Origin of the sequence: Neolewinella agarilytica, from assembly GCF_900110645.1 — a bacterium.
GTDB classification, from domain to species: domain Bacteria; phylum Bacteroidota; class Bacteroidia; order Chitinophagales; family Saprospiraceae; genus Neolewinella; species Neolewinella agarilytica.
In genome coordinates this window covers 167,883-179,811 of sequence record NZ_FOFB01000012.1, presented here as the reverse complement: position 1 = coordinate 179,811, position 11,929 = coordinate 167,883, and the positions used below count along the sequence as shown (strand labels likewise).

The window sequence follows — 11,929 nt, the reverse complement described above, 5'->3', positions numbered from 1 at the left end:
ATTTATCTGAAACTGACCAATTGCAAACTATTTACGTGTTTACTTCCAACCTGGTAGTTCCACCCCGGTGTTGCTTAATGGCCCGGAGAGGCCATCGCGCCGGGCGATGAAACCGTCCTTTCCCCGCTGGGGTGTAATTCCTTCGTACAGATAGCCCGTTACGCGCTTGCCTGCGTTCAAGTCGAAGAGGGCGTATTTGATCTCCTGCGTGGGGAGGGCTTCCTCTCCTTTCATCCACCGAAGGATATTTTCTTCGGTATAGGATTCAAGGCTCTTTACCCGGACGAAGCGGGCGCTGAGGGGGTAGACCTGGGCAAATCCTTCTTCGCTGAGTAGTTCGCCCTTCAGGTCATACAGATAGGATAGATTCTGACCTGGTTTTCGGCCTACAAAAGCCAGCGTTTTCACCCCACGTGTGTACGTAAACTGTGGGGCGACGATTTCCTCCCCCATCCAAGAGTATACTCCGGTGAGAGCGCTGCCGTCGGGCTGTTTCATTTTAACCATGAAGTAGGTCTCACGGTCGCGGGCACTAATCTCCAGCGCTCCTTCCAGCACCATCCCTTTACCGGGTACGTAAATGCCTTGGGTGCCATCCGTAGCCTCCACCTGAAAGGCGGGGGTCTCGTAGGGGCAAGGATAAATATTCTGGTACCTGAAGGGCAATAGTTCAATTTGATCTCCGTCGATCAAACCGTACAAGCTGTCTTTGGCGACGTAAAGTAGTCCGCCGGCCCGCTCCGGATATTTGTAAGCCCTTAGGTCCGCGTAGGGTGATAAAGACACCTGGCGGCTTTGGGGATCGGACCAGTAAGTATTGTTTTCCGCCATGAAAATCAACTGATCGTTGGGTAAGACGTCATATTTTGTTACGGGTGTAGGGTGAACCAGTTGCTTGAGGCGCACGTCGAACAGGTAGGTAGTTGAATAATCCGGCTGTAAATACCAGTAGCCTCCCCGGAAATTACTCACCATCTTGAAAGGGCCGATTTTTGTTAGCTCGGGGAATTCTTCACCTTTAGCGTTGGTGAACGTCCGCGTGCCATTGATAGTAGTTAGGTATACATCCGGAGCTCCCTTCACCGGGCTAGGTTTGGGGGCGCGGGCGCGGGTGCTGTGTTTGATTCCGAGGTCCGGCATGGCCTTTTCCTCAACACTTTCTTCGCTTACTTTTTCGGGTTCAGCGCCCTGAGCGTACAGCGAGGAGGAGATGGAGATGACCAGGATTAAAAGGGATAGATATTTCATGAAGGGATAAATTTTAACGGGAATCATTTCAAAACTAATCTAAAGGCTCAAAGGCGCCATCGAAGCGCCCACGCCCGGCCACCGTGTATCGCCATGCAGGCAAGACTGAGCTAAGCAACTTTTTTCCCAGTGCATTTGGTAAGGCACCTAATACCTCTATTTTTTCCGGCCCGGGCGTTACGTCGATCGTTCCTGTCTGAAGATTTAGCAGCCCCACCTTCGCGCCCTGGTAAAAGGAGAGTCGTTGGCCGTCCGTTTCACCGAGTGCCGTGGCGTTGAAGCGGGTGAGTTCTTCTCCGGAGGGGAGCAGTAAGGCGTAGGTACTATCCGTTAGCGGAGTCAGGTAGCGGTCGTAGCCAATTACCAGTAGCCGTTCGGGGCTTTTCTGCAAGGTGTGTACTACTTGTCCGTGCTCGTTGTAGATATGCGTGTTGCCGTGTTTGTCGCGTCCGGCAACGGTCCCATTGTTAAGGAGGTAGCCATCAGTAGTGGATGTTGGCAGGGGAAGCTTTCGTCCATTGGATAGTAGTAATTGGTAGTTGCCGGGGGCACCGAAAATACGTAGTCCTGTTTCCGGAGCGATTGCTACGTGGGGGTTGTTGGGTGGGATTACCCAGTTTCCGTCGTTATCCAGGAGGCCTTCTCCTCCGAAAGTGAGTACGGCCAAGTAACTTGGGGGCTGGGGGTTGATGACAGCGTTGGCGACCGACCAGATCACCTTCCCTTCGGCGTTCATGCGTAGCAGTGTGGAACGGTTTTTTCGGAGTAGGAAATCTCCATTGGGGAGGCTTGTCATCAGTCTATGGTTGGCATCAGCGATGGTTTTACCGGCGGGGTTTACCAGACCGGTCTGGTCAGCGGGGTGCACATAACGATAGCCATCCGGGATTTCCTTTGCCCCAAGGTTGGGGAGGATGATCCCAGGCCCTGCGGCGGGGCGCAGGAATCGTATGCGGTTGCTGCTTTCGAGGAGGAGATTTCTCCCCGCCCGCCAGAGTTGGAAGCTCTTAACTTGCCTGCTCTGGGTGGTGAGAACCCCATCGTGCAGGTTCATAATGGTTTTTGTGAGTTGAGCGCCTCGCCGGTCATATTCGGTCATAATTCCGACGGTGTTTCCCGCTTTGGCTGCTGTTGACTCTGTGGGTTGCGTCGTAGTTAGTTGGATCATGAAGTCTGCTTCATCCGGATCGCGGTAAGTACCGGCGACTTCCGCCATGCGGGACGCTTTAATTAGCCCTTGCTCTCTCCTACCCTTACCCAGCACCCGCGTCCGCGCCACTAAATACTGATGGGTACGGGGAGCGAAGTAGATCGTCAGGGAGTCGTTGTGGTCAAGTAAGTTATAGCGGATATTCGCTTGATCCAGTAAGCTATCGACGGGCTCAAGTGGTAGGTAAAGGTAAGTGGAATCTCCCCGAAGTCGCCGAGCCCCGTCATCAGTAAGAAGCTCCTGGTAGCGTGGTTTAATGAACTTGAAGCGGTCTTGCCCCAGGCGGTATTCGGCGCTAAATACGGAGCGCAGAGAGTAGTTTGGTATTTGGATTGGAGCAGGGTCTGCGATTTTTTCTCCCGTGATGGTACCGGAGGGGGCCAGTGCGACAAGCGATAGGAGAAACAGAAGCCGTTGGAACACGAAGTAGGGATAGGTCTACGCTAAGGTAGCAGTTCTTTACTGATGATTGGTAGTGTTATTCCATTGCTGCGTCGGTTAAGCCGGGCACCGGAAGAACGTGCCTGGGTTCTGCTGGGTGCGTACACTGATCGTATGGGAACATCTGGCAAGGCACCCGCAACGGAGGCTTGCTAATGATGCCATTTGCTTTCCAGACGATTCGTATGCGACCTCTCCCCGGCGAAGGGAATAAGTACCTGAAAGGCTTGCTAAGCATGCTGGACTGCAAGGTGCTGGGTGGGGGTTAGGTGATAGTATTTTGTTGTTGGCGACCAGTGAGTAAATTGTTCGCTCACCCGTCTTACCAACTAGCGGCTAGGATGAATTGTCTTCCTGCAATCGCTCCAGGTTTCTACGCCGCCATTGATCGCCTGTTTAGAGAAGTTGATGGTTATCCCATCATTAGTCAAAAACGTGAGGGTAGCGATGAACTTTCGATTGTGGGTAGTGCCAAACCATCCTGAGTTACGTACGGTGCCCGTTACTTTCAGGCGACCATCACTTAGCTTCTTCATTTCTTTAATGTCGGTAATATCAAGGTACCTCCAGCCGAAGCAGCCTTCGAAGTAGTCGTCGCAGAAATTGTCAAGTAGTTTCGTTATTTGGTATTCGAGGTCTCCGTTCGACTGGGCGGAGAGGTTGGTTGTTGAAAAAAGACCAAAAGACAGGAGTAGCAGGACAAGGGTGTTCTTCATGATAAAATGAGCTTTAAAAGTTAATTGAAATAATGAGCGCGATGGAGCTACCGCACCACCAATCGCTCCACTAGCTCCCCTACCCTGACGAGATAAACACCGGCCGCCAACGCAGCCGTAGAAAAGCCGTTCAATTCCCCAGACTGTTTGAGTACCCGCCGACCGTCCATCGTCATCACTTCTAGTGGTTGGTACTTGAGGTTTTCCGGGATTTGAACCGTTACGGCACCGCGGCCGACAGGGTTGGGATACACCCGCAGTAGGTTGTCAATAGCAAATGCTACCGCGCGTACTTCCGACAAGGTGGCGGTACCGTCGAAGTCCACCTGGCGAAGGCGGTAGAAATTGGTGCCGGGCTGTGGGGTGTTATCGGTAAAGGTGTATTCCTGGACGGTTTGGCTGGTGCCAGCGCCGGCTACTTCGCCGATGGCGGTAAAGGTCTGCCCGTCGGCTGAGCGCTCGACGGCGAAGTAATAGTTGCCCGTTTCAGAGGCGGTTTGCCAGTTGAGGAGGGTGGATTTTTGGCGGGCGGTGGCGGTGAAGGTGGTTAGGGTGACGGGAAGGAGGGCTCCCGCTTGGCTAATTGTGAAGTTGTCATAGAACTTTCTAATATTGTTAAACTCAGAAGCCGCAAAAGTGAGATACAAAGGCCCTTCAGGAACGTTTGTAAAATTCATTGTTCTAGATCTGAATTTACTTTCAACTACGTTAGCAGTACCACTCTCATCAACCTGAACTAGGGCGCATAAATTGATATCCGTGCAGTTGCTCCCGTCGAATTCAATTGATATATCCCCTCCATTTGACATAAACGTATACCATACGTCATTAAGCGCACTATTAGGCAGTGATGGATACATCAAATTAGAGTTAGTAGCGGACCAGACATCTACTAAAAAGTCAGTGCCCCCATCAGAAGGTACAATGCTGATCGCCCCTGGAAACTCATCGTTAATAGTATTGAAAGAAGAAGGAAGGTACTGTCGTAATTCAAGTCTTGGAAAGACTCCGGTGCACCTTATGAATAGTAATCCAGAAGGTAAGTTTTCAATGCGGCTAACTTGGTTGTTTTGATTGCAATCAACTCGTTCATAAGTATTACCGACAACCTGTCGATAGATAGAGAAGCCTCGGAATTGATTTTCACGACAATGGAGTAAATCTCCTCCTGAGGAGTTAAATTTATACCATACATCTTGTCTGCTATAAGTCCTGCAATCTTGTGGGCCACTGGATTCAGAAAATGTAGGCGTAGCACCAATCAAATCAAACACAGTTGTACTTGATTCCTCATTGACCTCTATTAATATAGCATTGGCAGGATCGTCGTTAGGAGGTGGTAGCGGAGATTGCTGAAAAGAGATTGTCCCTACATGTTCTCCATCTAAATAGTCTACAACCCGTAAAAACACCTCTCCCTCTGGAACAACACCTAAGCTTTTTCTCGAAGAAGACAGAGAGACTTGTCTCAAACATTGGTAGCTTTCATCTGTCATCGGCCGAATAACTTGCACAGTGAATGGACGATTACTATTACTCTGTGTCTCAAATGCTACCAGTTCTGTACCATCTGAATCATACTTATACCATAGATAATTGGCAGGCCTAAAAACCGAGCAACCTATATTTTCCATACTTAAAGTCGTGTTCGCTAAGTCTATTTCAACTTCTATCGGCGTACTTGATATATCCAAAAATATAGCTCCTTGAATACTATCATTCACCGGCTGCCCCCGCAACAAGCAAACCCCCAACAACACCAAAAACAACACCAGTCCAAATTTTTTCACAAGATTTCTTTTAGTAGGTACGCTGCAAAAGTACCCTTGGCCCTTCCCGCCGGACAAGACGGCAAGCTCGCCGGAAGGACCGATGCCCACCTCCGAAAGACCACTGCCCAAACAGAAAGGATAGATGCCTGAATTTTCGTGACGGTTGCCGATTAGGCGGGTAAACACCGAGTTGCGTATACCCTATTTTTGTAAAATGTATAGCGTAACCGGTACGGGAATTAAGGGTGAGCTGTGGGGCCTCCTCACCCTGCTTTTTGCAACCTTCCTTTGCACCTGCGTCAGCGCCCAGAACAGGCCACTGGACACGGTGATTTACGAGATACCGTACCGTAAGCTGACCGTGCGGGAAGGACTGACGCGCAATCAGATCATGGAAGTCTGGCAGGACCGCGACGGCTTCGTCTGGCTGGCCGGTAAGCTGGGAGTTGATCGTTTTGACGGGCTGGAGGTACTGTCGTACCAAAACGACACAAACGCTATCCGAGAATACATCCTGGACATCGATGAGGATGCCGACGGGACGCTTTGGTTCTTTGGCCAGGACGTTGACTATAGCTACGACGGGGGAACGTTTGAGCGGAAAAAGCGGGATGCTGGTCCAGATCATCTTGTTATTGCCCGCATCAACAGCGAAACGTACCGTTTTTCAACATCACAAGCAGGTGAGTGGAACCTGACAAGGGACTCCGTCGTCATTGGCGGTTTTCCGGCAGCTACCCGGTACCCTTTTGCGGTAACGGATGACACTACGGGGGCGGCATTATGGCCAACCTTTTACCCAGCCGAACGTGATACGCTTTTCTACCAGAAAGACTTCCCCAACGGCCCTATTCGACCTCTCGCAAGCGGGGAGCACATGACGCACGTACACGAAGCGGATGCCCGGAGTGTGGGGACCTATTGGATAGACGATAGTCTATACCAAATTAAAGATGGGCACCTGGTTTTTGAGCAAGCATTTCCGCTTCCGGGATTTATCGGGGAGCTCACCCGCCACGAAGGCAAAGTTTTTGCCCGCTATCTGCATTCGGTCGTGGACCCGCAGGGAGAGCGTCCGGTGCTGTACGCGGGCAAAGACCAATTGGTGCGGATTTTTCAACGGGGCAAGCGCTTACTCATCCCCGGTGAGCAGGGGCTGGTGACCCTGCGACCAGACGACGCCCTGACGATTTTTCCTACTGAGTTGGGTATGTTGCAGAACGTTTGGAGCATGATGGGCGCGGGCGCAGGTGCGGGGGGAGGGACGAAAGGAGCGATGTTTTTCTTTCCCTATTCCGAGCGTTCCATCCTTAAGCTTGAGAACGGGTGCTACACCCGGATTACTGGCTTAACGGAGACAAACGATCGTCATTTTTACCCCGGTATATTTCGGCGTAGTAACGGTCATTTGCTCGTACCTACCAATAAAAGGGTATATGATTTTGACCCCGTCACCGAACAGCTTCGTCCGCTCGACGGACCGGAGCGCCGCGCAACTAATGACCTATTGGAAACGGGCAACACGATTTATGCAGCCACTAGAGGGCTAGCTGTCTACGAAGATGAACAGCTGCGTAAAGTATACGGTCAAGCGGACGGCCTCGACGTGGCGAAATTTGGCTACTTCGAGACTCTGGGTCTGGGCCGCGACGGTCGGCTGTGGCTTGGGTCGCACCGGGGGCTGGCGGTCCGGGAGCCCGACGGCAGCTTCCATAACTACCCTAACGGTGCCGGGGTGCCCGCCGGGGTGGTTGACATCAAGACGGATTACCGGGGCAACCTCTGGTTTGCTACTCACCGGGGCGTTGCTTTCTATGATTATACCGACAGCCTGCCACGCTGGGTTACGCCGGGTTTTACGGAGGACGTTAAGTTCGTCCAGCCCATCGGGGAAGAATATCTGTTGCTGGGCGGCACCAACAAGCTCTATTTTCTTGACCTACCCGCCTTTTACCGAGACGAGATTAGCATCTACCCGTACGACGAAGACGATGGCTTTCCCTTTGCGGAGTGCCTACAGGCGGCGGTGCACCTGGATGAGGCGGGGCATGTATGGGTGGGCACTACGGAGTCCGTCGTAAAAATCGAACCCAATCGACTGGTATTTCATTTCGAGCCCACGCTACCAGAGTTTCTATCTTTCAGTTACTTAGACCCGCTGACCGACAAAGAGATTGAATACCGAATTCCGTACAACGTGAACGGAGAGCAGCACTTCAGCATATCCTCTACCGACCAGCGCATCAAGGTTCGTTTTTTCACGATTAACCACGAGAAGCCTCGTAGCATTCGGTACCAGTACCGGCTGCGGGGTTACCGGAATGGGTGGTCGCGTCCGGAGCCCACCCGCTACGCTGAGTTTGGGGAGTTGCCGCCGGGGGAGTACACTTTCGAGTTGCGGACCTGCTTGCTTGGGAAATGTACGCCCGCAAAATCCATGAAGATCACAGTATACCCCGGCCGCTGGTACGAGTACTGGTTCATTCCTTGGCTGGCGGGTTTTCTGGGATTGTTGCCTTTTGCCCTGATCGCTTACCAGTGGTGGCAGCGGCGACGGGCGGAGCTGTTGACTCAGCGTTTGGAAGTTGATCGCTTGCAGCTTTACCGGCGGTTAACGCAGCATAAGATCGGCCCTCACTTCGCGAACAACGCCCTGACGGCGATCAGTAACCTTATCGTCCGGAACGAAAACGAGCGGGCGCTGCGGTACACGGGACGTTTTGCGAGACTATTTCGTCCGGTGCTAGAAGACGGTCTTCCACTGTTGCGGCCCTTGCGGGAGGAGCTGGACTTTATCGAGGACTACCTGAAGCTGGAGAAGCTGCGGTTCCCCCAAAAGCTTCGCTACGACACTCAAATCGATGAGCGGGTCCGGGAGCGGGCGGAGAACATACTGGTTCCTTCCTTGCTGATTCAATCGTTCGTCAATAACGCCGTCAAGCACGGGATTGAGCCGCTGGAATCCGGCGGAGAGCTAGCACTTACTTTACGGTTGACCGACGATGATTATCTATTAGTAGAGATCACCGATAATGGGCCGGGGTACTTCGTAGATGGCGAGCCTACGGGCACGGGCATTCGGGCGGCGAGCGAAATTCTTAGCTACCTGGACGAACACCACGGTAGTAATTCTCGGATAGAGATTCTGCTGCGCGACCCTTTGCTGGTTAACAGCGGTACGATCGTCCGTTTGCACCTCTACCTTAACTACGAAACCCTTGACTGATGACCACTACCCTACTACTAGACGATGAACCGCACGCCCTAGAGTTACTCGAGTACCACCTACAAGCCTTTCCTAATATGAAGATCGTAGGACGCTGCACGAACCTGGCATCAGCTATTAAAGGTATCCGCGATCACCGGCCGCAACTGGTTTTTCTGGACATCGAAGTGAATCGCCAGGAGATCTACCCTCTGTTGGAAGAGGTAGCGTTGATGAAGGCCCGCCCTGCCATTATCTTCGTAACGGCCTACGCGAAGAAGCATCTGGAGCGGATCATGCGGGCTTGTAGTCAGCGGTTTGTGTACAGTTATTTGTCTAAGCCGATTGAGGCGGAGCTGCTGGCGGTAGAGATGGAGCGATATTTTGCGGGAAACCCTTCTGGAAAAAAGATTGCTCCGCTAAATAAATTAGCCGTGAGTCACGGGAATTCTCGGCAGTTGATTTCCTTTGATAGCATTGCTTATGCTGAAGCCTCGGGTAACTATGCTGAGATTTATTATCTGAACGGCGAAGCTTTGCGAAGAGTTATTTACAACGGTAGTATGGTGAAACTGGAAGCGGAACTCCCCTTTCCCGTTTTCTACCGGATGAGTAATAAACACCTGATCAATACGCGTATGCTGTGGGGCACTGAAGAGAACTACAGTGTTTGCTTATTAAAGCTAGAACCATCCGGAGCGTATATCCACCTAAGTATTCCGGAGCGGAAGCGGAAGTGGTTTCGGGAGCGGATGTAGAGGTGGATAGAAGCTACTTACTCCTCTTCCACTGCTGCTTGCTCTCCGGCTTTCTTCGCTAGTTCATCGATATCCTCCTGAATGGCTCCAATATTGATGCCGGTTAACCTTGCGAATTCTGCGGCACTACTGACAAAAACTGGTTTGAGAGTCTCCTTTTCCTGGTCCTTCATTGGGGAATTGGTTTTGATTATTGGTATTGAAAAGTGAGCTGTCTCGCCCTCAAAGCGGGAATTTACGTGTGGGTCTTGAGCTCGTAAACTTACTCAAAAACCTCCCGCAACGCTTGCTCCTGAATCAGGTCTTGCTGATAATGCCTGGCGCTTACCTCGCCCCGTGACGTGTCGATAGTGAAATAGCGTTTTTCGCCGTCCGAAAATCGTAGGTAGAAGTCTTTGCTGATTTTGCCGAAGTTGCGCTCAAACTGAAGGTGGTTCGTCAGTTCTTCTTCCGGCGCCACAATGCTTTGGCAGGCGAGTAACTGGTAGGGGTGGTCGCCCTTGGGATCATTGTTGACGATGTCAACGACGGTTACCTGATTTTCAGTGAAGACGATTGCGCTGGGGATTTGATCTGTGGTGGGCTTACCTTTTCGTTCTCTTATTAAGAAGTAGATGCCGATGACTAGGGCTCCTAAAGCCTTTCCTTGTGGGCTTTGGGCCAGGATTTGTCCCAGCACACTGGTGAAGGCAGCAATCAAGACAACGATAAGTGTTTTGGAACTCAGCCATTTTGTGGGAGCTGGTTTTTCTGTAGCGGGTAGCACCCCGTTGACTTCTTGGCCTTTGAAGAGTTCGGTGATAATGTTATCGGGGGAGGTAAAAGCCAATTTTTCTACCGCTTCGATGGTGGCTGGTGATAGGGGAGACAGTTTGCTCATGGTGGGGTGTTGCTGGTCTAAGGTAGTAAATTGGGCTACACTAAAATGAGGAAGGAGTAGACGACGGATGGTACCTTTATCCAAGATACGTATTATGGCTATGAATTGAGTGTTATGTGAGAATCTCATAATATTCATAGCCTACTTTTGAGAAGCAATCTATTACATATCCGGTTAATCCATAAGTTTGAACCGCTTCAATGTATCCGTAACCACACTGATAGACATCTTCGATTTTCTGCTGCTTCCTCCTCCTCTCCCACACGCCTGGCCCAAGGTTCGACGGAAAGGGGGCAGGGCTGACGCATACTCCCTAGACGCTCACCGCAAAGCAGCCCTGCGGATAGGGGGCAAAAATGTGCATTATCTAATCAGACTGATCAAACCAGCTTATTTAAAAACCTCCGATTGTATGCGATTCCTCTTTTTACTGCTTTTGCTGTTTATGTTTCGATGCGGATCACCGCCACCACAAGTTCCCGACGCTACTAGTGTCGTAGTAAACGATAAGAAAACGCCTGAGGCAACTATGCCAACTGAACCTGAAGAAGAGGCAACTACTCAGGAGGAAGTAGTTGAAGAAGAGCCCTTGAGGATCTGGGACCGTGCCTGGCCGGAAATGTCGGATCGGAGAGACCGTCAGCTGCAAGCCAAAACGGAGGGAGGAATGCCACTGCACCGTTTGTTTGTGACCGACACCATTACGCTTTATTCAGAGGAGGATTTCGAAGCCAACGCTATATTCGTTTCGTTGATTGACCTGGCGGCGGGCCCAAATGGACGGATAAACGATCAGATTAACACCCAGATCATTCAGTGCATTACGGAGGGGGCGGTGAAAAAGGGTGATGCTGAAAAACGTCTGCGGGCTTTTGCGAAGCAGACCACCCGGGCTTTTCAACGCGAGCTGAAAGCAGATGAGGACGCTGATGTATACTCAGCGCTTCATCACGCCGTAACGACTACGCTGAAGCATAACGATGCCAGTTTTTTAATGCTTTCGCTGGAATCCTACGTTTACGGAGGAGGAGCCAATGGTGGTTTCTACAGAGACGATCTTACTTTCTCTACGAAAACAGGAAAACGGATTGAGTTGAAAGATGTTATTCTTCGGAACAGGCAAGCTGACTTCCTCGCTGCGCTTAATGCGTCTGCATTGGCTGGCGGTCACGAAAATGTCGACCTTCCCCTACCGGACAACTTTCTTTTCACGCCGGAAGGTATTTCCCTCCATTACCCTGAGTACAGTGCAGGCCTCAGTAACCGCTGGGCTACGGACCTGGTTGTTTCTTATGTTCAGCTTGATGGTCTGCTGACGGTGACGGGGCTGGCGCTGCAGAGGGTGCAACAGGAGGAGTGATAAGGGCGAGGAGGAATCTCCCCCACTCGCGCCCCTCCGCAGGGGAGGTGAGCTTAGCTTTATATATCCGATTACGAACAGCGTTATCGTAGCCCTTATAAAAACCAGGCGCCCCGTTTTTTCGGTACCGGGTTCGAGGCCCGGCACCACCTAATCCTGACATGACGGTAGTATTTAAGTACCCGGACAACATTAATCACACCATTCCATTCGGCATCAGCTGCCGGAGCGGTTGGGAGATGGTGTTGTCAATTTCTTACGGGATGGTTCTTCATCGCCCAGGCTCCGGTGAGGCTGTAGAGTAGGGAATCTCCGATACTAACGAAGTGGTCCGTAGTA

The 11,929-nt window shown here is 51.4% G+C and carries 9 protein-coding genes; 3 read left to right on the top strand and 6 right to left on the bottom strand.

The annotated features are described in order from the left end of the window. Positions 1 to 39: 39 nt before the first annotated feature. The 4 genes from BM123_RS12350 to BM123_RS12335 all read right to left on the bottom strand — a co-directional run bounded on the left by BM123_RS12350 (position 40) and on the right by BM123_RS12335 (position 5,405). Positions 40 to 1,248, bottom strand: coding sequence for a hypothetical protein (locus BM123_RS12350; protein ID WP_090168928.1), 1,209 nt, complete (start codon positions 1,246 to 1,248; stop codon positions 40 to 42). A 34-nt stretch (positions 1,249 to 1,282) separates the two neighbouring features. Then, entirely contained in the window at positions 1,283 to 2,881 is a 1,599-nt protein-coding gene (locus BM123_RS12345; RefSeq protein WP_090168926.1) for a macro domain-containing protein, read from the bottom strand. 347 nt (positions 2,882 to 3,228) lie between these two features. Then, entirely contained in the window at positions 3,229 to 3,615 is a 387-nt protein-coding gene (locus BM123_RS12340; protein WP_090168924.1) for a hypothetical protein, read from the bottom strand. Between the two features lie 47 nt (positions 3,616 to 3,662). Beyond that, entirely contained in the window at positions 3,663 to 5,405 is a 1,743-nt protein-coding gene (locus BM123_RS12335) for a T9SS type A sorting domain-containing protein (RefSeq protein ID WP_139211866.1), read from the bottom strand. Positions 5,406 to 5,601: 196 nt separating this feature from the next. Between BM123_RS12335 and BM123_RS12330 the strand changes: the two genes are divergently transcribed. Both BM123_RS12330 and BM123_RS12325 read left to right on the top strand, forming a co-directional pair. Next, positions 5,602 to 8,613, top strand: coding sequence for a sensor histidine kinase (locus BM123_RS12330; RefSeq protein ID WP_090168919.1), 3,012 nt, complete (start codon positions 5,602 to 5,604; stop codon positions 8,611 to 8,613). After that, entirely contained in the window at positions 8,613 to 9,350 is a 738-nt protein-coding gene (locus BM123_RS12325; RefSeq protein WP_090168917.1) for a LytR/AlgR family response regulator transcription factor, read from the top strand. Before BM123_RS12330 ends, BM123_RS12325 begins: the two co-directional genes overlap by 1 nt. Positions 9,351 to 9,367: 17 nt before the next feature. Here BM123_RS12325 and BM123_RS24220 read toward each other — a convergent pair whose 3' ends face one another. Beyond that, positions 9,368 to 9,523: a hypothetical protein gene (locus BM123_RS24220; protein WP_175489359.1), complete on the bottom strand. Its 156-nt coding sequence runs from the start codon at positions 9,521 to 9,523 to the stop codon at positions 9,368 to 9,370. A gap of 89 nt (positions 9,524 to 9,612) precedes the next feature. Continuing rightward, on the bottom strand, positions 9,613 to 10,314 hold the full coding sequence (locus tag BM123_RS12320; protein ID WP_139211865.1) for a hypothetical protein: 702 nt from the start codon (positions 10,312 to 10,314) through the stop codon (positions 9,613 to 9,615). A gap of 328 nt (positions 10,315 to 10,642) precedes the next feature. Between BM123_RS12320 and BM123_RS12315 the strand changes: the two genes are divergently transcribed. Continuing rightward, positions 10,643 to 11,590 carry a DUF3298 domain-containing protein gene (locus tag BM123_RS12315; RefSeq protein ID WP_139211864.1) on the top strand — a complete coding sequence of 316 codons (948 nt, stop codon included), beginning with the start codon at positions 10,643 to 10,645 and terminating at the stop codon, positions 11,588 to 11,590. The last annotated feature ends 339 nt before the right edge of the window (positions 11,591 to 11,929 follow it).